Here is a 21,605-nt window from a genome sequence, read left to right as displayed (position 1 = left end):
AATTTTGGGCGAATATACTCTATACGGTTGGCTTTGTTGCATTGGCCACCCTCAAATCTGCCTCACAGGCATACATCAGGGGCCGCTGATCATCAGTTTCAATACCTGTGTACGCCCTTCCCGCTGCAGCCTGACGAAGTACAAGCCTGAGGGGTAGTCACTGAAGTCCAGGCGGTGCGTAGCTTCGGAGAACGTTGCCGTTTCTAAAACCTGCCCATTAGACCGCAACAGGGATAGGTGTACCGGACCGGCCCCGATGTCGCCGTCTAACCTGACCGTAGCGCTTTCAGCTGCCGGATTAGGAAAGACCTTAGCATCCATAACTGAAGTGGGCATCGATGCTGTACCCGATGGCGTTTCCAGCGACAAGCGGAATACCCAGGTTTCCAAGGCATCAAGCACCGCATTGCTAATCACCCAGTTTTCAATGCCCCCGGTGGCGTTTACAGTGAGCGTACCCATATCTGTGTCCGACCGGATTTCTGTAATACGGTATTCCCCGGCGGGCAGGGAAGACACCGGAAGATTAAAGGTGGTATTGAAAAAGCTGTTGAAGCCCATATTCGCGACCATCACCAGGGCCTCCTCTTCCAGAATGCGGGCATAGCTCAGAATTTCTTCCGAGCTGGACTGTACATCCAGCAAGTAGCCACGACGAAGGGCTTCCTCTTCGTTGCGCAGGTGCACAAGTTCCCGGTAGGTACTGAGCAGGGAAGAAGGGTTACTCTCCATATTCGCTACGTTATTGACCGTGTAGCCCCCTCCTACTCCAATCCAGGGATTTCCATTGGTGAACCCCGCATGAGCGCCTCCTGTCCACTGCATGGGGCGGCGGATGTTCTCATGGGCGCCGGTGCCCAGCATGCCTACTTCTTCCCCGTAATAGATAAAGGGAACCCCAGGCAGCGTCAAATAAATAAATGCCGCCTGCTTCATTTTGTAGTCCAGTGCCTCAAACTGACTGTAGATGCGGTCGATATCGTGGTTGGTCAGAAAGGTCGCATACTGAAGCTTGGGGTACCCCTCCTGAATAACCGCCAGTTGCTGTCGGATGGGCGAAGCCGTACCCCCGTTGACCCCCGCAATAATCCCGTAAGCCAGGTCGAAATCGAAGCACAGATCCAGTCGTTCCTCCGTGACGTAAGGCAGAATGGAAGCGGTATTGGACCACACCTCTCCTACCGTTACGGCATCAGCATTTACGTTTTTGTACAACGTTCGAAAATCCTCCAGCAGCTCGAAGGTCTCAGGCGTATTCTCCAAAATCGTCCCATCCTCATCGAGGTACTTGATGGCATCAAGGCGGAAGCCATCCACGCCTTTGTTGAGCCAGAACTCGGCGATATCAAAAATTTCCTCTTTCACCGGAGGGTGGCTGTAGTTGAGGTCCGGCATGCCGCCCCAAAACAGCCCATAATAGTAATCGCCGTTGCGCGGGTGCCAAACGGTCTGCCCCCACGGGCCAATGAAGCCCGGATTGGAGTCCGACCACACGTACCAGTCCCGGTAGCCGCCCAGGCTGTTGGCCGATTGCTGAAACCAGGGGTGCTGATTGGAGGTATGGTTCATGACAAAGTCGATGATAATTTTGATGCCCCGGTCGTGGGCGGCATCCAGCAGGGCTTCGAAGTCCTCCATAGTGCCGTAGTCCGGCTCAGTAGCGTAGTAATCCGTGACGTCATAGCCATGGTAGGAAGGCGATTCCATCATCGGCATCAGCCATATTCCGGTAATGCCCAGGTCGGTATCGGTATCCGGGTCGCCATCATTCAGGTAATCGAGTTTTTCGATGATGCCCTGAAAGTCCCCTATTCCATCTCCGTCGCTATCGTAAAAACTGCGGACGAAGATTTCGTAGAAGACGGCATCGTTCCACCAGTGTGTCTCGAAGTCTAGGGAGAAAGCCGGGTCGCAGAGGGTGCAGCTGTTGAAGCAATACACCAAAGGCCCGGCGCCACCTGCCTCCGCCTGTACCGTACGTACCCGCTGCCCATCCGGCCCTTCCACCGTACAGTCCAAAGGCGGTGCCTCCACGGTGCTGCCATTGAGGAACACATACTGATAATCGCCGGGAGGTACGCTCAGGCGGGTTTCGAATACACCGTCCCCGTCCTCATCCTGTAAGGGGATAGCAGTAGGGTCCCAGTTCTCCGGCAGCCCGGCTGCTTCCTGGAAGTCGCCCATCACGAAGACGCCCTCGGGAGCGACCGTTTCCATTTTCATATTGACGGCGAGGCGCAGCGTGGCATTACAGGAGTCGAAAGTTAATGCCGGAAGGCTTAGCCCTGCCTCTCCTACTGTCACCTGCCGGTTGAAGTTGCCGCCACCATCGCCAATCGCGCAATCTGCGGAAGGCAGCTCCGGTTTTTCATTCCAGCTGCTGCCATTGACAAATTTGTACAGGTAAGTGCCGGGGGGCACCTCTACGGTCAGTTCATACACCTGGTCTCCGTCCGGGTCCGCCAAAGGGGAAGCACCGGGCATCCAATCCCCGCCGTACCCGGCTACAGCCTGAAAGTTGCCGGCAACGTGCACACCGTTGGGCGACAGGGTTTCCTGGCTCATATCTACCCGAAAGGTTAGGGGGACGGGTTGGGCAGAGCTGGCAAAGGAAAGGCTAAGCAGCGATAAAAGGCAGGTAAAAAAGCGGAATGAATTCATATCAATGGATGGTTAAAACAATGCGACTAATACTGGTAAAGGTAAGGAACAACCTCCAGCTATCGGGCTTCATCCCTGATTGATTTGTTGGTTGCCCGACGCTGCTTTATTTTTTGTTGGCGTTTACAGTGTCATTGCACTATATTGAAGGAAAAACCCCAACGGCTATGAAATGGTCTCTCTTTTGCGCTGCTATTTTGTCTGCTACGATTACCACTACCGCTCAGGTCGAATGGGCGCTCGACGAGTCATTCCCGGATAGCATTAAGACTTTTGTAGTGTCTCAGCGGGGGGAGCACTTGCTTAATTTCACCCACAAGGTCAGCCCAACACCGCAACCGGATGTGATTAAAGAGCATAAGCTGGTGGTTAGCGACGAGGAAGATCCAGAGATATTCTTTCTCGCTATACAGGAAACCCACGATAACGGTGCCACGCTCGATATTTCAGATGTTATCGAACTTCCGGACTCTACTTTCGTCATCCCTCATATCACTGGGTGGGTAGACGATCAGGGCTGGATTAGTGTATGGAGATATTTCGACTATTTTGGTACCACTTGGAATAGTGCGGAGTTATTTTGTTTCAACAGCTTTTCTCATGATCTAACCGGTCCTACTGGAGATGCTTTCCCAACCGGTGAAATAGCCCTGCTTGGCCCGGAGGCTCACTTTAATTTCAACAACGCTCATGGCGGTAGAATATCCTATCAGTCCTGTCAGCCATCATGGGAATCCTTCTTTGAATTCCAGGTGCAGGATCAAACGATCACTTCAGGTGGGCGCTTGATTTATACCGGGCCTACTGGCTTGTACACGATTTCCGCACAGGGAGTTCCGACCGCTCACTTTCCGCAGTGGCATTTCAGCCGCATCGAGCCCAATCCATACAACGGCATCATCGGCTACCGGCACGATTCACTTTTTGCCCTTACTCCTGATTTTGAAATCCTGCAGGCCGCTGATTTCACAACCGATCCTATTTTGGATTTCTCCACCGGCTATGGCAAGGTAGCGGTGCTTACGCAAAGCCAGCAAGCCTATATTTTCAATGACAGCCTTCAATTGCAGGGCAGCTTCCCTTTGAATGAGGATAGTGAATTTTGGCGCGTGGATGTGGGCGCCGAATACCTGGGGCTTGCCGGGCTGGAAACATTTGGCTCTGATATGCCCACAGGAGGCACAGAGGCTTTTTTCTCCACTTCCTACACCTTTGAAGGCGAAGACTTTGGGCTCGACCGGGACTTAGGCGTTATTGGGTATCAATTAGGAGCGGTACTTTACACGCAGGGCGATCCGGCTTTTCCAGGGTTTAGCCGGACTTACTTCGACTCGGTTGTAGTCCAGGTACAAAATTTCGGTGACGAAGCTGTCAGCCGGTTCAAAATTCGGTCCGGTAATCGTCCCGCACGCTTTGCCTATGATGTCGAAGGGCAGGACCTTCTCCCCGGCAATACTTTACAGGTGACGCTGAGCAATTTCTGGATCCACACCGAGGGCGACGCGGGAGACCTGGAGCCCGTTTGCTTCTGGACCTCACACCCCGACGACAAGACCGATGCCAATTCAGGGAATGATGGCACTTGCGCTGATTTTGTAGTAAGTACGCCCCCCGCACCTGAAGCAATACAACTTAAGGTTTTCCCCAATCCGGCTCAGGACCGGCTATTCATTGACTGGGGGGGGTCCGGGACAGCCACTTGCCGGATTATTCATCCAACGGGGCAGATCATAGAACAATTTGTACTGCCTGTACAAGGCAACAACCCGCTCCAGGTAAACCTCAGTCCGTATCCGACGGGCATGTATATCCTGTCCTTACAGACTACGGAAGGGGAAAGCGCGGCAAAACGGTTTATCATAGCCCGGTGAGACACGCCTTTTTAGAGCGTCAATTCCACCCCAAACGTAAAGGTACGGGCGGGCAGGTAGGTATTGCGCCGGTCGATGCCCCAGGACAGTATATTCGCATCGCTATAATGACCCCCAAAGCCGGTACTGCGGAGTGGTCCGTAGCGCACTTCGGGGTCAACACCGGTATACCGGGTTAGGGTAAATAGATTCTGAGTATTTAGAAAAACCCGTAAGGCCTGATCGTCAAGCCGACCGTCAGCACGTCTCAAGCCGGGCCGGTAACTAAGCGTTAGGTTGTCAAGACTCAGAAAAGAAGCCGACTCCACATGCTGGCTATTGATAGTTGGCCGCTCTTTGAGGAACCGATTAAAAGGTTCTCCAACCGCGACATTATACAAGTTCGTCACTGCACCGCTACCGTAAGATGCCCGGGTAGCATTGAGCAAGTCGTGCCCGAAAACACCCCTGAAGAATACCTGGAGATCAAAGCGGCCCCACTGAAAAGTATTGCCTAAACCCAATGTAAACGAGGGCTGGGCATTGCCCAATACGGCAAAGTCTTCCTCTTCATTCCTAAAGGAACCGTCCCCATTTTGATCTTCAAATATATATTCACCATCATCATCCACGCCTGCGTAGACTGGCCCCCATATTTGTCCCATCAAGGCTCCACTTTGGAAGCGTATGGGCTCTTGATAAGAAAGACCAAACGTCAATGGCGGGCCCAAATAACCAGCCTTGGTAGCCCGGTCGAGCCCGTTTTCCAACTTGGTACGACCAGTAGCTGCCACGACCGCCATCTGCCATCTAATTGCCCCACTTTGTTTAGCCTCCCACTCGAGTGCCACCTCGGTACCCTGAGTGACAAACCGGGCATCGCGCTCCCAAAAGTTGCCACGCCCTGAAAGCACCGGAGCGTTGGCATATACAAAATCCAGAAAGTTGCTCGTGACTGAACGATAAGCATTGATACTGCCCACCAGTCTGCGCCTGTATAAACTAAAATGCATACCCAGGTCGAAAGTCTCGCCCCGCTCCGGGCGTAAGGGACTTGGAGCGACACTATACCCCCCATTCGGCACCGTTATTAAAGGTGTGCCAGAGGGCGTTCCTCCTGTCAGGCCATAGCTTGCACGCAAGCTCAGGGCATCTATATTCTTTGATTTCCAAAACAGGCCTTCGAAGTTGTAAGACGCCCCTACGGAAGGAAAGGCATTCCAATCGTTTTCCCGGTCGAACAATGGTAACCGCTCATAGCGCAAAGCTCCATATATAGCCAGTGGCTTTTTAACTGTAAGGTGCACCATAGCGAACCCCGCTTCCAGGGCAGTCTCACCAGCGAAGGACCGGACCTCACCCAGCCCCTGAAAGAAATCTATCGATTCGGACAGGTTATTGTAATCGACTTCATCTTCTGCGAAATCTCCTCCCTCAATTAAAATACCATCACCCCGCAGATATTGCCGGGAGTACCCGGCAATTATTTGCAGACCGCTACCTTGCCACACCCGACGTTCATACCTCAGCAATGCTTCTGTAAGGGCACTGCGTTGGGACCGTGTCGACTTTGCCGCAAATCCATTCTCGAAAAATCCACGGTACCAGGCTGTTTTCTGATAAGCCTCTCCTAATGTCCAAGTCGATTGCTGCACGGCATAGCGGCCAGACAGGCTTAGTCCCCTTACCAACTCAAACTCAGCATGTAGGTTGGTGGCCCATATCGTCTGCTCAGCTTCACGAACAGCTTGTTCAATTATGGAGAGCGGATTGAAGACCTCCACTTTCCCTGTTTCGAAATACCCACCATAATCTACCGCTGCCGGATCAAATACCGGTGCCGTAGGGTTAAAAATGTGCGCATACCGGAACGCTTCCGGGAAGCCCAAATCGCTGTCCTGACTGGCCGCGCTTACCGTAGCAGAGACTTTCAACCGGTCATCCAAAGCCGTTTGCTGTATACTGGCCCGCCCGTTAAAGCGCTGAAATCCAGAGCCTCGCAGTATGCCCGATGCATTGCGGTAGTGCCCCGATGCCCGGTAGGTGGTGCCGCCATTTCCACCCGATAAGGACAAGCTGTGTATGTGGGCCAGGCCGGTACGTGTGATTTCATCCACCCAATCAGTGCGATGGCCCAGGTTTTCTCCTCCAAGCTCCAAGAAGGTCGATATATCTGCCATTTCTGCCTGCCGGGACAGACGCTCCGCACTGACCGAACCTTGATAGCGGATTACTGAATTGCCCGCTTCCCCTTTCCTGGTTTCAATCTGAATTACACCTGGTAGACCTCTAAGACCATAGATAGCCGTAGCAGCGCTGCCCCGTAGCACGGTAACCGATGCAATATCCTGAGGGTCAATAGTGAGCAGGTCCGCAGCCGGGAAACCATCCACGACGATGAGGGGGGAGCGTGGACCGTTCAGGGCTGAAATGCCCCGCAGGCGTACATCGAATGGTTCGTTGGGGTCATTGCCAGCCCTGGCAATGGTGAGGCCTGCGATCCTGCCCTGCAGCAAATGCATGGGATTCTGTATGTTGCCCTGATTAAAATCCTCAGCCCGTAGATGGGCAACTGGTAGCGGGCTAATTGCTTCATTGGTTTCCATACCATAGGGCAAGGGAATAACCTCTACAGTCTTTCTGTAGACGGAACTATAGCGCTCATGGAGTAGCAGGCTATCCGTTTGAAGGGTATCCTGAGCTTGGGCATGAAGCACTACAGTGGCTGAAAAAAGGATGAGGAGCAAAAATTTGCGCGAAGTAACCGGAGCGGGCATAGATTTTATGATTTGTTTAATCTATGACGCATATATGCTCAATGAATTGGAAGAACACCACACTTTAACAGGTGGAACAGCAAAAAAATATTTATTTGAATGCAGCGTTAGACTTGCACGCCGGGTTCTGAAAGTGAATCAAACACCCTAGATATGAGACCTATAACCTTCCTTCCTGTTGTTTGTATCCTGTTTTTAAGCTTTTCCGGAACTGCCCAAAGCCGTTTCTCCTTCGGTGTGGAGCTATTCCCGCATCTGTCGTGGGAGCAGGACCCGGTCATTGAAGACTACGGCCCCCGATTTTCCAAACATGCCGGTATGCAGGTCGGGTATCAGCTGGGGCAAAATTTCCGGTTGCAGTCCGGGCTGGCCTATACCGAGATCGGGCGCCGGTTCCAGTTTGATGGTGAAGACCTTCGTTGGGGCAATCAACATGATGGGCAGGGTGGCTTCAATCCGGATATCCCAGCACCAAATATTGGTACAGTAACCCAGAATACCGTGCATCGCTATGTAGAAGTGCCATTCAGGCTAACCTACCTTTCACCCGGGGAGCAGACCCGTTTTTACCTGTCCGGTGGTATCGCTCCCCGCTTTCATATACAATCAGTTGGAAAAATACGGCATGAGCTGCCTGATAACGCTGGGGTAGACCGCCGCACTGAGCCCATTTCCAACGTTGACTTCGACCGGATACAGCTGAGTATTCTGGGCAGCGCAGGCGTGGAAATGAACCTGGGTGGAACGACCTTCTTCGCAGGTCCCCGCATTCAATTCCAGCAACTCACTGGTGAATCAGAGTCGCTAACCGGGCCCAATGCCTTCGAGCTCGGGTATATGCAATTGGGGCTGGAATTTGGGGTGCGGTTTTATTAACCTGCTACCAGAGCGCCTTGGTGTAGAGGCGCTTAACGTCAGAAGCAGCGTGGGCGGTAGGCGTACCCAGTACAAACGCTGTATTATTGTAGATGGCAATGTCATCGTAAAACAAGATATTAAGGAGCACAGGCTCCCCTATTTGCCCTGTATTCAGGTCAATTTGGGCGAGCAGATAGCCGGTCTCATCGCGCAGCAGCGCATAGAATGCTTCCGTTTTTAAATCCTGAATGACCCGGCCGTTCCAATCTTTGTGCTGTACATAATGGGCTGGTATCACCTGTTTTGGCCGGCCTTCAGCATCGAAATATTCAATCCGCTGTTCATCGTGGTTAAACAGGATTAACTCCCCACCGGCCAGAAAGAGAAAATTGTCCTGAGGGTTCTTGTAAAAAACCCGCTGCAGGAAGTCTGCGTCTGTTTGGCGGGTACGGATGTAATCGTTTTCCGCTCTGGATACATCACCTGTGTTGGAAATCGACTGGCCCTCCATAATCAGGCCGAGGTCTGCCATATAATTGTCCAGCTGCTCCGCGTAAAGGACCTGCCGGAAGTTATCAAGCGCGCCGTTAGTCAGGCTGGCCCTCAGGTACCGCTTGAGCAGGCCCTGATAAGCCACATTCTCATAGTACATCGCCTCCTCGGTACTGCACCGGCAATCGCGGTAAGCCCCGATATAATCGGTATACTTCATGGTTTCCAGGGGTACGATTTGCGCACGGGTATAGCCCAGGTTGATGTAGCGGTAATTGGCCAGCAGGTAGAGGCGGTTGCGGCAGTTGACCTCGATATCGGTGACCCGGCGAAGGTCTAATTGCTGCTCAAAAAGCAATATGCCATCCGGTGAGCGGACTTCAATCCAGGCGTTGCTCCCGGTGCGTTTCCGGCTAAGGGTAAAGAGGTAATCATCCCAAATGGCAAAGGCAAAAGGCAGGCGGTCTTCCGGACTGAGCTGCCGGAGTTTTTTCTGAGCAAGGACCTCTACCAGGGGCAAATTAGCGGGTACGGGTTGAAGGGTAATCTGAAGCGCATCTGCCTGTTCCACTACTACCGTATCTGTGAGGTAACCGATTGCAGAAACACGGATTTGGGCGGGCCACTCCCGGACAGAAAGCTCAAACTGCCCGTCTGCATCAGCAGCAGTACCGGTCTTTTCCGTAAGGAGAAGCAGGTTGGCAAAAGGGATGCCTACACCTGTTTTAGCATCCTTTATTTTTCCCAATACAGCATTAGATTGACCAATAAGATTGATAGCCAACAGATAGCATACCGAAGCACTTAAAAGTCTTTTATTCATGGCTTTACTCTTTTGATATTGACAAGCCACAGCGCAAGAGGTTCATTGCAGTACTATTGCTCCGCACGAGTATGCCCTTTACTGATCGATCCGATATACAGTGCTGCACTTTGTGTGCAGATGACCACAACTCATTTTCCACTGTATCCCTGACCGGTATTCATGAAAATCCCGTAAAAGGCATACAGCCCGCCTCTTCGGCCTCCTACCGGCTACCAGCATACGACTTGCTGGCTCCGGGGAATCTGCCGCAATGACGTTTTTGCAACGGGTACTCTACCAACATATCTTTGCCACCAATCGCATTCAAAAGTAACAGATTTGTCTTTTCCGGGTATAATGGCCTTTTTTGGGAACAAAATGCATCTTGTTGTGTAATTTTAGAACTGTCGTTCATTTAGCACCAATATACTTCACTAAAACTCAACATTAACGATGAAAAAGATTTTGAATACCCGTGTATGGATCCTTACAGTAGCGGTCCTTATGGGCACGGTATCCTGTACGGAGGAGGAGCACATGCTTCGTGGTACAACTACCAATCTGGAAGAGGAATTACTGATTGAGCCCATCAATGTTCAAATCATAGCGGCACCGGAAGAGGACCGTCTGCCAACAGACCTGAAAGCGGAGGTCACTGGGCCGCACGCCAGTGAGGTATACATGATGTCTGGCGAGAAGCAACTGATTTTGAAGACCAATGAAGAAGACCCTCGTCTGGCGACGCTGGCATTAGATATCCGCCGTGTAGACCCAATTACAGCAGATAACCCTGTCCAATTCACGTTGACGCTCACTGCGGAGGGCTACGAGGTTGTCAACCGCGTATTTCATCTTACGGATGCCAGCGGAGAAACCTGCGGGATTCGTTTGACGCGTGAGGACGATAGCAACGTCAAGGCAGAAGACATTACATCAGGAAGGTAGGCCTTGTCTAAAATCTAACGCAAAGGTCAAATTGCTAATCAAAATACAGCCTAATCAACACTGGCTCAATGGGGTATTTCCACCGGAATGCCCTATTTTTTATTCTTACCCTCAGATCAGCAAAGCGCTCTTCAGATTTTCAAAAAGACAGGTAAAGCAAAAGCAGCTGCACAGGGGGACTTATGCAGTCTTTCGCTTCCGCAGCATACTCCAGGCGATAAAGCCGCCCAGCAGTATCTTCACGATAGCGCCCGGCCAGAATGGATAAAAGCCGTACTCCATCGCTTTGTCCCATCCGTACAGGTGCGCCAGCCACAGCAGCCCACTTCCCACGATGACGACCGTGCCCAGCCCATTAGCAAGGAGGCTGTAGCCCAAATGCTGCCCCCATCCCCGGCGGCGCAGCAATCCCATGCCTAGTGCTGCTATAAAAAAGCCAATAAGAAACCCCCCGCTACCCCCCGAAAAAGAAGACCATCCGCTGCCCCCTTCGGCAAAGACTGGCAGCCCCAGCCCACCGAGCAGCAGGTAGAGCAGTACCGCTCCCCCGCCCCACGGGAAGGGCAGTAACAGCCCAACCAAAAGTACAGCCAGGCTCTGACCGGTGATGGGGATGCCGCCCAGGGCTTCCGGCGTCTGAATGCTCAGCTGAGCCATAAGGGCTAGGAAAAGCAAGGCTAGTACCAGGTTGATCAGGTGGGTGGTCATAGTGGTTTGGGTTTAATCGCATCAGCATTCAAAATACACAACAGAAAATAAATATACCTATTGCGCTCTAAACCATATTTTTGAATGTATTTCATATGCTTTCATAAGTTTTCATTTTCCTTATAGGTAACTCACCAGCTATCTTGAGTTCAGAAACACAATTATAGTCACAAAGATTGGCAAGTATGTTTGCGGACTGATTTTCCAGGGTAGCTTTTTACGTCACTGTCGATCGAAGTTACTACAGCTGGCAATGTAAAATTAGTCTGGCGATCACCACTTTCCAACCAATAAAAAATGAAAAACATGAAGCATTCGACTCTGATTATGGGTGTGATACTGATGATGGTCACACTATTGACTATTAGCGCTTGTAAGGATGAAGAAGGCGAAGCGACACCTGATCTCTCTATGCAGTTGCAGGAAGGGCTTGTCCTTCACACTCCTTTTGATGGGAATGCTGAAGACATGGTTTCTGGTCAGGCAGGCGCTCTGGAAGGAGGCGTAACTTTTACCGAAGACCGGAATGGGGAAATCAGCAGAGCCGTCTATTTTTCAGGCTCGACTTATGTGGAGTTTCCTTCCAGGTCAGCCTTTAACTTTGGGAATACTCAGGACTTCACTATTTCCGCTTTTGTGAATCCAGATGAGCAGCCTGATAATGGTAGTTTTTCAAACGATATTGTAGCCAAGTGGTGTAAAGATGGTAGTTGCAGTCAATATGGCTATCCATTTAGCGTAAGAATAAATTTTTCAGAGGGAGAGCAAGATTTGCGCTTCGTGGGTGGGAGATTTAGAAGTAATGAATGTGAACAAGGAAATTCAATTGGAACCGATGAGCAGAAGGTTGATCAGTGGTATCATATCGTCTTTCAAAAAAAGTCAACGCTTATGTACTACTATCTTAATGGAGTTCTCGTAGCCACTAAAGATGATGACGCTAACGATACTTCAGGCGGCTGTTCAACCCAAAATGCCTCTCCGCTCCGCTTTGGAACCAGAAACCCTGAAGCTACTACTGCCGGAGGACGTAGTTACTTCAAGGGGTCCCTTGATGATGTACGCATTTACAATCGTGCGCTGACAGAGGAGGAGATTGAGTTTTTGTCAAATAACTAATCTAAAATCCAGAGTCATGATATTCTCGATAATATTGATATTGTCTCTTTTCTTGTCTTCATCTGATCACATCAGTGAAATAGCAACTCTCAATGCAGAAGCGGAAATCATACGTGAAGATTTTTTTTTAAATAATCACTATTCTGCAAAGGCTTATTACAATCCATACCCCTGGGAAGTTGGAGGAACGGCACGTCGCCTCTTACATGAATTTGATTGCTCAGTACCTAGATGGAGAAAACAACATCCAATTACATATTGTGCTATTTCAAGTAATATTGATTTAGTGCTATATGAATTAGAGAATTATCAGGGAGAGTATAGGGTTTTGAGCGGGAGTTCGAGTCTAAATGGCTTCCCTGAAAAATTCAAAACACCTGGCTCTGTAGAAGTATTATATAAAGGTAATAGAAAATGCATCTCTACAATTGGAAGAGAAAACTCAAACACCTCTTATTCTCAGAACTCGAACAGGCCTAATAGATCTCCCTCAAATTTATCCTCACCAACAAATGAAGCTACTTCGCCAAACACTGAAACCTCTAATGACCCATATGCAAAACATATAGGTTTTAAATGGGTAACAGTTCACGGTCTTCTGGGTGAAGAAGGAAAATACCATTGGTCTATAGAGAACTATAGTGGTCAAAAGTTGGAAGTGAAGTTCAAGGTTCTAATAAATTTACGCGGTTATTGGGAAGAGACTAATAATTGGGGTAGTCCATATTACACTAAGGTGATTCCTTCTAACGGCTCTGTTCATTTTACGACTGATTATGTAGGACCGGATGGAAGGAAATTTGAATATGTAAGTGCCAAGCCAGTTTATTGACATTGGCTAAACAAGAAAATCATGAAAGTTAAAATAATTTCATTATTCACAGTTTTCTTCTTGTGTCTTTTTCAAGCAAATGCACAAGGGGGGGGAGACATATTTTTGGGCATTAGCGGTGGGACATTCTTGTCTTCACTCAAGAATAAAGGCTTTTTTATTTCGGAAAACAAGTCGAATGTAGGGCTATCAATAGGCGCTGATTTTGAAAACTATATTTCAAGTGGCCTATCTTGGGGTGTTAAGTTTAACTATTACAATTCTGCTGGGGGACAGCTTAATTATAGTAATATTAACAATATCACGCTTTTAAATGATGACATACCCTTTGAATTCAGGACATCTTCAGGAGATACGGATATTCGTTATTTCATTGATTATTTGGAATTTATCGGCAGCATAAAGCTAAATATAGTACGGTATAGCAATATGTTGTTCTTTATAGAACCTCATATTGGTATAATGCACCCTATAAATGCAGAAGGTTCTATAAATGGAGGAAATAAGATTGATGTGATACCTAGTATTGGATTCGATATTTTTCATGGAGGTTTTGCGTTAGGAACAAGTTTTCCATTGGGCAAAACAAATATTTTTTCTAGTCCAAAAACTTTTTTCATATGTTCGTTGCAATATAGGTTTACATTTAATAGCAACATTCTTTACGGAAGAAATATTGTTATTGACACAGCGTTTGATAATTCTAACACATCAATGAATATGTTTGGCGTATTCGTTGGAGTTAAGAGGAATATAGGAAACATCAATATATTAAAAGGTGGATAAGGGAATTTGAAAGCTGCTTAATGAAGCGTACATATTCACTTGTATTAGCAGCCACCAAAAGGGGCGGTCGCTATAAGTTGGTCGCACTGACATCTGGTTTATTGGAATAGGTCACAAATAGCAACAAGCTGAAGGGACACTCCTTGGTCGTTATAGGGTGATCTGTTAGTTGGATATTCAAATAGCAACCAAAATTTTCTATTGTTGAAATTACGGCAATATTTAATTCTTTATAATAAAACTTGAAGCATGAGAATCACGATCACTTTATTCCTGAGTATTCTATTATTTGGTACCTTGAATGCTCAAAGCACGAGTACCTATGAAATAACGGTTGTCACCCCGAAAATGGCAAATGCCGGCACAGGAGCCCGAGTTTTCCTCAAAATAAATGGGGCAAGCCGTAATAGTACAGCCTTACATTTGGACAACCAATACAATAACCATGAGCAGGGGGATGTTGACGTCTACAGCTATGAATTACCAGATGTCGGAAATATCGAGTCTATTGTTTTATATCACGACAATACTGGAAAAAAGCCGGGGTGGTTTTGTGAATCTGTTACGATCTTGAATACACGTACGGGAGAGGAATGGTATTTTAATGTAAATAAATGGTTTGCTACCTCTGCTGGAGATGGTAAGATTCGTAGACGTATTTATCCAACCAAACTGTAATGACTACTCATTGCGAGTAGAGTACATCCACAAGCTAATGATCATTTGCAGCACTGAATTCATAAACAACCTTGTCCGCTTTCAATAGCATAGCAGCGGCTGCCAAAAAGGGAGTCGCTGCTATGCGCTCTGTCGCTAAAGGTCAGCATCCGGGAGTTGCACTGACAAGAACTATCAAGAAATCATGATTGAGGGACAGTTCCATCTGCAAAGTTTTCATATAGGGTCATTACTTAGATACTTTGTAACTATTCAGCACGCCTGCGTGCTGGTTAATTGAAAAACGATAGAATTATCCATAAACAAATTCTTCAATGCCTTGAAAACATTGATATTTTGTTTACGAGCCGTGACGATAAAACTGCGGATTCTTGCGAAGAACCTGGCGCCGTCAAAACTTCTGAAACAACCCGAGATCTTTTGTTTGACTTTCATCATTCGGATGTCCCGTTCAGAGAAGTTATTGTCAAATGGCACTTTAAAATCGTAGAAGAACCTCAAAATATCGTCAGCGTAGTCTCTAAAGCGTTCTATTAGGTTTCGAGGCTTCGTTTTTTTATCCCGGCCTCTTTTCTTTTTCGGAGGAGGTTTGTAGGGGTTGGCTTTAAGCCCTTTTTGTACCAGGCTTTCATAGAGGCTTCGATACCGGCTTAAAGTTGCCGGGGACAAGAACTCCTTGCCTTTGGCAATAGCCCTTTCTTTAGTAGCTTTCATTTTGAGGAGCAGGCCTGCAAGTTCATCCGCCCAAGCTTGCTTATGGCGTTCTTTGACAAAGGTTAGTTCTCTTAGCAGGTGTGCATTGCACAGGCCGTGTTCACGGCCGTAGCGGTAATAGCTCTTCCAAAAGTCATGAATGGCAATGCCTTCGAATTTGGGCAAAATGCCAATATCATCCATGGCAGCCTGTCCCCGCTTGGCATGAGGCTTATAATACGCATGCTGGCTAGTCGAACAGCTATGCAGCCACAACCGCTGGGCCATTATCCGGATACCGGTTTCATCAAAGCCGGCCACAACTGCTGTTGTCAACAGTGCCTTGAGCCGCTCTTCAAAAGTGTCCAGTTGGCCAAAGGCCGTATGACGGTAAGCGTCCGAGCAACTACGTGTTTTGCTCCATCGGTTTCCACTGGGGGCTGGGTATTAGGGTGTTGAGTTCGGAGAGCTTGGTATCAGGGATACGATCGAGGGTGTCTTTAAGCCATTGGTAAGGATTGATCTGATGTTCCTTACAGCTGGCCATGAAGCTGTAGATCATGGCGGCCCGCTGAGCGGCTTCGTGGGACCCGGCAAAGAGATAGTTCTTTCTGCCCAAGGCCAGAGGCCGGATTTTGTTTTCGATATGGTTATTATCGATGAGTAGGCGGCCGTCCTGGAATAGGGTTACTAAAGTGGGCCATTGGTTTTGGGCATAGGTGAAGGCCTGCCCCATTGCACTTTTGGGGGTGACATAGACGCATTGCTCATCCAGCCAGTCTTTAAACTCCTGGAACAAAGGCAGTAGATGCTCTTCCCGATAGGCCTTACGTTTTTCGGGGGTATATTCTGCGGTTTTGCGTTCGTGGCCATAGATCTGCTGGATCAGTCCCAGAGCATGCTGGGCTCGTTTTTTATCATTGCCCTGTGCTTCGAAGAACTTACGCCGCACATGTGCCCAGCAGCCCAGGCGTTCTACATCGGCACGTGCAGCGATCTGGTTGTAGGAGCCCAGTCCGTCGGTCTGTAAAAAGCCGCCCTGGAAGCCGCTCAATACAGTATTGGCGGCCTTCTGGCCACGATTATCTTCATAGACAAACAGCACCTGCCCGGTCTGTGGGCTACGTATTGCCCACATCCAGCCCAGCATCTGTTTGCTGCCCTTTTTACGGGTATCTACTTTGATACGATTACCGTTCTTGTCTTTGAGGATTTTGGTCAAGACCTTTATTTTTGATTCGTCGGCTTGCAGATAGGCCTGTTCCAATATCTGCTGGCGATGGACTTCGTATAGCGGCTTGAGTAGGGTGCAAACGGCTACAAACCAGCTATTGATGGTTGATTTGTGGACCGCCCAGTCATGATTGCGCTTAAAACGCTGGATCTGCCGGTAAAAAGGCAAATGATCAATATATTTATTGATAATAATGTGAGCTAGCAGACTAGCCGAGGCAATACTCTTTTCAATGGGGCGGCTAGGCAGCGGTGCACAAACAAACTCGGTGTTTTCATCCACCCGCGTATTGGGCTTGGCGTATTTGGGGCGGATCAACCGGATGACCTTCAGCTCCGCCGGTGTATATTCCACATACTCGGTGATGTGCTCGCCAACACGCACCATGCCCGTAGTATCTTCTTCCGGTTCCAGGGCCTTTTCTTCTACCGGGAAATGCTCCGGCAGCGGTGTGCGCCCGGGATGCTTCTTTTTTGCCACCGGCTTATTGCGCTCGTAGCTGATCTTTTCCCGCAAGGGGGCCATCTCCGCCCCCTCCGCTTCGGCCTCTTGGCCGGCAGCGAACATATTGAGCTGTCCGGCCGGTGGAGCATCCGCTACAAAGCGTTCGCTCTTACGCCCAAACAGCATACGCTCCAACTTCTCCAAACGGAATTTGAGTTGCGCATTTTCGGCCAAAACGGCCTCGTGTTCTGCTATGGAAACGGTTGCTTTCATTGGTGAAAAGATACGAAAAAGGTAGCAAAATCAGGCACCGTGGCGGTATCTTTTGCGCCTTTTTATGGACTTTAATTCGATGCCTTCCAGCACTAGCACCAGCTCCGGCCAGCTTAGCTCGGCCGTCCCCTCACGGGCCGCCAGGGGCAACTCAAAAGTCCCCCGCTCCAGCTGTTTGTAATACAGGGCAAAGCCTGTTATATCCCACATCAGCAGCTTAATACGGTCGCGGCGGCGGTTCACGAAAATGAATACATCACCGCTCATTAATTCCTGGTCCATATGCGCCCGCACCAGGCCGCTCAGCCCCGAAAAGCCCTTGCGCATATCTGTGGCCCCGCCGTAGAGGAAATACCGCTGTCGAGAAGAAAAACTAAGCATGGCATAGATGTTGGATGATTTGCGCCAGGGTCGCTGGCGAACCGCTGCGCAGGCGCAGCTCTTGATCGGCCAGGCACACTACTACTTCATGTGCCGCCCGGGGTTCGTGTGCGGCCCGGGGACGGATGCGCAAGAAGCCGGCCCCTTCATCTGGAACGTGTTCCGACAGACGGCGCTGCCAATAATAAAAAGTAGCTGCATTGATACCTTCTCGTTCACAAAATGCCTTCTTGCTTAACCCGGAAGCAGACTGCTCGGCCAGCAGAGCCTGCCACTTTTGTACGCGTTTGACTGGATTCATATCTTTAGGTTTTGCCCAAAGGTAGATTCATGAAAACCGGCAGTCAAGACGCCTTTGCTCGGACGCTTACGTTTGTAATACAGGGCAAAGCCTGTTATATCCCACATCAGCAGCTTAATACGGTCGCGGCGGCGGTTCACGAAAATGAATACATCACCGCTCATTAATTCCTGGTCCATATGCGCCCGCACCAGGCCGCTCAGCCCCGAAAAGCCCTTGCGCATATCTGTGGCCCCGCCGTAGAGGAAATACCGCTGTCGAGAAGAAAAACTAAGCATGGCATAGATGTTGGATGATTTGCGCCAGGGTCGCTGGCGAACCGCTGCGCAGGCGCAGCTCTTGATCGGCCAGGCACACTACTACTTCATGTGCCGCCCGGGGTTCGTGTGCGGCCCGGGGACGGATGCGCAAGAAGCCGGCCCCTTCATCTGGAACGTGTTCCGACAGACGGCGCTGCCAATAATAAAAAGTAGCTGCATTGATACCTTCTCGTTCACAAAATGCCTTCTTGCTTAACCCGGAAGCAGACTGCTCGGCCAGCAGAGCCTGCCACTTTTGTACGCGTTTGACTGGATTCATATCTTTAGGTTTTGCCCAAAGGTAGATTCATGAAAACCGGCAGTCAAGACGCCTTTGCTCGGACGCTTACCGAGCAATTGCCGCACATAAGAGCCCTTAGGCGAGGATGTGCGCAGTGCCGGGCGGGCGGGATGGCTCCCCCCGGTAGGGCTTGCACCCAACGGTTCGGCTAGCCGCAGTACGGAGTAAAACGGAGTATTGTCGGCTAGCCATTGTTCGGCGTTCGTCTTATCATTTTATCTTAAAACATGGTGGGTTGAATAATATTTCTCTATTCTCTCATCATTCGACTTACTAAATCTTAATTTCTTCTTGTTACCTTTACCATATTCCTTATAGTACGTCCATGATTTTTGAAGATTTAAGTCGTTACTTATTTGTCTTAAATGCTTATTAATGAAACTCAGTTTCGACAGGTTTACCTTACACACTTTTTCTAAATATTCAATCCTCCCATATCTCCACTGTTCATAATCAGCCTTTGATAAATAGTCTAATCTCATCAATAAATCGACTACACTTACATACCCCTTCTCTTCCAACAACTCATTTACTTTTAAGTCCACTAATTTTGCCAATTCCAATTTGTTCATCAATCCTATTTTAATTTTCTAAGTTTCCATTAATAATAGTTTCATCTTCATGCGTATGGATTTTACTTATCAAATCATTCGTTATTTCTTCAACTAAGCCATTCAATAACTCTGAGTATTCTTGATATTCCTTCCATAGCACTTTCGTCAAGAACTCTTCGTTTATATTTACCATTACAGTTGTATATTTTTGTCGATGATACCTATATGGTTTAACTCCATACTTTCTGCAAATCGCTAATAACAGCTTTTTGTCCCATTCACTATTTGTCGAAAGCCTATATTCAACCGGATTCCTGTGAATCTCTAATTCTGGATACTTCTTTAAAATCCTTTCTTTTGCGGTTTTAGCTGCATTTTTCTCTCCATTAGTGCTCGCTCCAGATATTAAGGCTTCTATCTTTCTTATTCGATCAAGTAAGTTTTTCATTCATCAGATTTTAGTAACTCAAGTCTTATTTTTATTTATTTGATGACGCCGAACGGCCCGGCTACGTGACGTGCCGGACTCTAAATTTACCATTTTCGTTTCATTTCACAAATGCTAGCGCAGGCAGAGCAAAAGACCAAATTGGCGCAGCCTGGCTTTTGCTGCCTGTGCGGGTTTTTCATTCTCCATTTTCCTCTCGAAGATTTTTACCGGCATGGCATGTAGCCATTGTTGCAGGCAGTTTATTTACTTAATTCCTTCTATCTTATCTTTGTACACATTTACCAATTTGTAATCCTTGTTCATTTCAAGGACTCCACCCCATACTTCTTTTACCGTTTTATGGAATTCTTTCATACTCATATTGCCAAATCGGATATGGATTACTTTTGGCGGAGGCTCTTTAAACATTATCCGGTTTGAAAAATCGCTATCTTTTGTAATTATCGTTAATTCATGCTCTTTCGCATAATCCCATATTTCCTTATCCTTCATTGCAGCTGTAACAGCCCCCTAAATACTCTGACAAAAGTCTAAAAACTTTTTTAGAGATTTAGATATGGAAAAGCAAGAAAACAGAGGCCGGAAATTCAGCAAAAAGGAGAAGCTGGAGATTCTGGATGAAGCTAAAGCTTATGGGGTCAAAGTAACTTTGGCGAAGTATGATGTGTACCCTGCAACGTACTATTACTGGAAAAAGCAGTATCAAGCTGATGGTGCTGATGGCTTAGACCATAGCGTAGCTAAGGCCAACCGGAGCCGGATACGAGAGCTGGAAAACGAACTGGTCCATTACAAGCTCATGCTTGCAGAAGAGCAGTTGAGAAGCCGGTTAAAGGATGAGCTATTGAAAAAAAAGTACCCAGAGTTGAGAAAATAATGTTAGCAAAACAATACATGTCGCTGGGTTTGATGCGGGATGAAGTGTTAACGATAACGGGGCTTACCCGCCATGATTTATACTATCAGCCAACGGGCCGAAAAGTAGGCAAGCAAGCCACCCATTGGACACTGTTCAAAGACCCAGTAACTCAACTCTTAACGCGTCGTAGTAACGAGGAAGTAGTCACCGGTATTATCTCTATTTTGGCTGATAAAGATTTGCCAAATTGGTATCGTTTGGTGAGTGCTACTTTACAAGTTCGAGGTTGGTATATCAACCATAAAAAAGTGTACCGGCTGGAACAGGAAAATGGCCTTTTGTGTAAGGCCAGAAAACGTAAAGGGCGTAATTTTGTCCAGTACCGCAGAGTATGCCCGCAAGGCCCATTAAGGATCATTGAAATGGATATCAAGTACGTCTGGGTAGCTGGAAAGTCCTGCTACGCCTACGTCCTGACGATATTGGATACTTTTACCCGCTTTGCCTTACATTGGGCTGTAGGCTACGTCATGAAGCAAGAACAGATCAAGGATGCCTGGGATCAGGTCATCGTGAAATACTTGCAGCCAGCGGACTTGCTCAAAGCTCAAATCAGCGTCGAAATACGCAATGATAATGGCAAGCAATTTTGCAGTAAAATGGTCCAACAATACTTTCGGGACAACCACCTTGATCAGGTTTTTACTCATCCTTATACGCCCGAGGAAAATGGCCACGTAGAGAGCTTTCACAAGACCTTAGGCAGCTCTTTGAAAGGAGCCTATTTCCACACGCTCAAAGACTTGGAAAACCGGTTGAATAAGTTCTACCAGACTTACAATAATCATCGCCAGCATAGCTCTATAGCGATGCTCAGTCCGAGTATGTTTTGGGCACTCTGGGAGGATAACCAAATCGAAATGGAAACCTTCGATAAAAAGAAAGCTCGGTTCAAATTGAGGCTAAGTCTTCAGGATGTTTTATCTTGGAAAGAGATACACCGCTATGACTGTTCCTTCGGGTAATCAGAACCAGCAGGTGTTCCTCGCAATAATGAGGTTCCCTCGATGGGGCCTCATTATTAAAAACGTAATGGTAGGCCTACGCATTACTACCTTCGGTACAATCGTCACCGTTGGTGTTCTCGCAGAGCAAAGATAATACCATCACGAATGATTATTATTCACTAATAGAATTTTGTCCGATTCTTAGGGGGCTGAACCAGCAGCATCAATGTCAATTTGATGTACATATTCTTCGCTATTCCATAACCCAAAATAGTAGGGCAAATTTACATCTATCAA

Annotated in this window: 21 protein-coding genes and 1 pseudogene; 9 read left to right on the top strand and 13 right to left on the bottom strand. The window is 48.2% G+C overall.

Features of this window, described 5'->3' with window-relative positions; translation table 11 throughout:
* Positions 1-75 precede the first annotated feature (75 nt).
* Positions 76-2,661 carry an alpha-amylase family glycosyl hydrolase gene (locus ACO08I_RS25240; protein WP_421947488.1) on the bottom strand — a complete coding sequence of 862 codons (2,586 nt, stop codon included), beginning with the start codon at positions 2,659-2,661 and terminating at the stop codon, positions 76-78.
* Between the two features lie 167 nt (positions 2,662-2,828).
* Here ACO08I_RS25240 and ACO08I_RS25235 point away from each other — a divergent pair, with 167 nt between their 5' ends.
* A complete protein-coding gene (locus tag ACO08I_RS25235; protein WP_421947487.1) occupies positions 2,829-4,532 on the top strand; it encodes a T9SS type A sorting domain-containing protein in 1,704 nt (567 codons plus the stop codon).
* Between the two features lie 11 nt (positions 4,533-4,543).
* Here ACO08I_RS25235 and ACO08I_RS25230 read toward each other — a convergent pair whose 3' ends face one another.
* Positions 4,544-7,288: a SusC/RagA family TonB-linked outer membrane protein gene (locus ACO08I_RS25230; protein ID WP_282783202.1), complete on the bottom strand. Its 2,745-nt coding sequence runs from the start codon at positions 7,286-7,288 to the stop codon at positions 4,544-4,546.
* Positions 7,289-7,441: 153 nt separating this feature from the next.
* Here ACO08I_RS25230 and ACO08I_RS25225 point away from each other — a divergent pair, with 153 nt between their 5' ends.
* Positions 7,442-8,164: an outer membrane beta-barrel protein gene (locus tag ACO08I_RS25225; RefSeq protein ID WP_421947486.1), complete on the top strand. Its 723-nt coding sequence runs from the start codon at positions 7,442-7,444 to the stop codon at positions 8,162-8,164.
* A gap of 4 nt (positions 8,165-8,168) precedes the next feature.
* Here ACO08I_RS25225 and ACO08I_RS25220 read toward each other — a convergent pair whose 3' ends face one another.
* On the bottom strand, positions 8,169-9,461 hold the full coding sequence (locus ACO08I_RS25220) for a carboxypeptidase-like regulatory domain-containing protein (RefSeq protein WP_421947485.1): 1,293 nt from the start codon (positions 9,459-9,461) through the stop codon (positions 8,169-8,171).
* A 435-nt stretch (positions 9,462-9,896) separates the two neighbouring features.
* On the opposite strand from ACO08I_RS25220, the gene ACO08I_RS25215 reads away from it, so the two are divergent.
* On the top strand, positions 9,897-10,388 hold the full coding sequence (locus ACO08I_RS25215) for a hypothetical protein (protein WP_421947484.1): 492 nt from the start codon (positions 9,897-9,899) through the stop codon (positions 10,386-10,388).
* Positions 10,389-10,568: 180 nt separating this feature from the next.
* Here ACO08I_RS25215 and ACO08I_RS25210 read toward each other — a convergent pair whose 3' ends face one another.
* Positions 10,569-11,096 (bottom strand): biotin transporter BioY, encoded by a 528-nt coding sequence (locus ACO08I_RS25210; RefSeq protein WP_421947483.1) that lies wholly within the window; start codon positions 11,094-11,096, stop codon positions 10,569-10,571.
* A gap of 297 nt (positions 11,097-11,393) precedes the next feature.
* Here ACO08I_RS25210 and ACO08I_RS25205 point away from each other — a divergent pair, with 297 nt between their 5' ends.
* The 4 genes from ACO08I_RS25205 (at position 11,394) to ACO08I_RS25190 (ending at position 14,511) form a co-directional block, all read left to right on the top strand.
* Positions 11,394-12,215, top strand: coding sequence for a LamG domain-containing protein (locus ACO08I_RS25205; RefSeq protein WP_421947482.1), 822 nt, complete (start codon positions 11,394-11,396; stop codon positions 12,213-12,215).
* Positions 12,216-12,231: 16 nt separating this feature from the next.
* Positions 12,232-13,047 carry a hypothetical protein gene (locus ACO08I_RS25200; RefSeq protein ID WP_421947481.1) on the top strand — a complete coding sequence of 272 codons (816 nt, stop codon included), beginning with the start codon at positions 12,232-12,234 and terminating at the stop codon, positions 13,045-13,047.
* Between the two features lie 21 nt (positions 13,048-13,068).
* Positions 13,069-13,833: a hypothetical protein gene (locus ACO08I_RS25195; RefSeq protein ID WP_421947480.1), complete on the top strand. Its 765-nt coding sequence runs from the start codon at positions 13,069-13,071 to the stop codon at positions 13,831-13,833.
* A gap of 249 nt (positions 13,834-14,082) precedes the next feature.
* A complete protein-coding gene (locus ACO08I_RS25190) occupies positions 14,083-14,511 on the top strand; it encodes a PLAT/LH2 domain-containing protein (protein ID WP_421947479.1) in 429 nt (142 codons plus the stop codon).
* 252 nt (positions 14,512-14,763) lie between these two features.
* Here ACO08I_RS25190 and tnpC (ACO08I_RS25185) read toward each other — a convergent pair.
* From tnpC (ACO08I_RS25185) to ACO08I_RS25145, 9 genes and pseudogenes are all read right to left on the bottom strand, one after another.
* Positions 14,764-15,579: pseudogene (gene tnpC / locus ACO08I_RS25185) on the bottom strand (IS66 family transposase); the annotation flags it as partial.
* Between the two features lie 31 nt (positions 15,580-15,610).
* Positions 15,611-17,155 carry an IS66 family transposase gene (gene tnpC, locus ACO08I_RS25180; protein ID WP_421947415.1) on the bottom strand — a complete coding sequence of 515 codons (1,545 nt, stop codon included), beginning with the start codon at positions 17,153-17,155 and terminating at the stop codon, positions 15,611-15,613.
* Positions 17,156-17,185: 30 nt separating this feature from the next.
* Positions 17,186-17,536 (bottom strand): IS66 family insertion sequence element accessory protein TnpB, encoded by a 351-nt coding sequence (gene tnpB / locus ACO08I_RS25175; protein ID WP_421947416.1) that lies wholly within the window; start codon positions 17,534-17,536, stop codon positions 17,186-17,188.
* Positions 17,529-17,837 (bottom strand): IS66 family insertion sequence element accessory protein TnpA, encoded by a 309-nt coding sequence (tnpA, locus tag ACO08I_RS25170; RefSeq protein ID WP_421947417.1) that lies wholly within the window; start codon positions 17,835-17,837, stop codon positions 17,529-17,531. The genes tnpB (ACO08I_RS25175) and tnpA (ACO08I_RS25170) overlap by 8 nt, the downstream gene beginning before the upstream one ends.
* Positions 17,834-18,115, bottom strand: a complete 282-nt coding sequence (tnpB, locus tag ACO08I_RS25165; protein WP_421947478.1) for an IS66 family insertion sequence element accessory protein TnpB — start codon at positions 18,113-18,115, stop codon at positions 17,834-17,836. Before tnpB (ACO08I_RS25165) ends, tnpA (ACO08I_RS25170) begins: the two co-directional genes overlap by 4 nt.
* On the bottom strand, positions 18,108-18,416 hold the full coding sequence (tnpA, locus tag ACO08I_RS25160; protein ID WP_421947417.1) for an IS66 family insertion sequence element accessory protein TnpA: 309 nt from the start codon (positions 18,414-18,416) through the stop codon (positions 18,108-18,110). The genes tnpB (ACO08I_RS25165) and tnpA (ACO08I_RS25160) overlap by 8 nt, the downstream gene beginning before the upstream one ends.
* A 236-nt stretch (positions 18,417-18,652) precedes the next feature.
* On the bottom strand, positions 18,653-19,009 hold the full coding sequence (locus ACO08I_RS25155; RefSeq protein WP_421947477.1) for a hypothetical protein: 357 nt from the start codon (positions 19,007-19,009) through the stop codon (positions 18,653-18,655).
* Positions 19,010-19,019: 10 nt separating this feature from the next.
* A complete protein-coding gene (locus ACO08I_RS25150) occupies positions 19,020-19,439 on the bottom strand; it encodes a hypothetical protein (protein ID WP_421947476.1) in 420 nt (139 codons plus the stop codon).
* Positions 19,440-19,685: 246 nt separating this feature from the next.
* The gene (locus ACO08I_RS25145) at positions 19,686-19,934 is read right to left on the bottom strand and encodes a DUF5615 family PIN-like protein (protein ID WP_421947475.1); all 249 of its coding nucleotides are present in this window, start codon (positions 19,932-19,934) and stop codon (positions 19,686-19,688) included.
* A gap of 64 nt (positions 19,935-19,998) precedes the next feature.
* Between ACO08I_RS25145 and ACO08I_RS25140 the strand changes: the two genes are divergently transcribed.
* Positions 19,999-20,319, top strand: a complete 321-nt coding sequence (locus ACO08I_RS25140; protein WP_421946841.1) for a transposase — start codon at positions 19,999-20,001, stop codon at positions 20,317-20,319.
* Positions 20,319-21,326 (top strand): transposase, encoded by a 1,008-nt coding sequence (locus ACO08I_RS25135; protein ID WP_421947474.1) that lies wholly within the window; start codon positions 20,319-20,321, stop codon positions 21,324-21,326. Before ACO08I_RS25140 ends, ACO08I_RS25135 begins: the two co-directional genes overlap by 1 nt.
* Positions 21,327-21,605: the final 279 nt, after the last annotated feature.

The sequence above is a fragment of the Phaeodactylibacter xiamenensis genome (assembly GCF_965229835.1).
In the GTDB taxonomy this organism is placed as follows: domain Bacteria; phylum Bacteroidota; class Bacteroidia; order Chitinophagales; family Saprospiraceae; genus Phaeodactylibacter; species Phaeodactylibacter xiamenensis.
The sequence above is the reverse complement of the archived record's forward strand: the minus strand, read 5'-3'. Positions and strand labels throughout refer to the sequence as shown.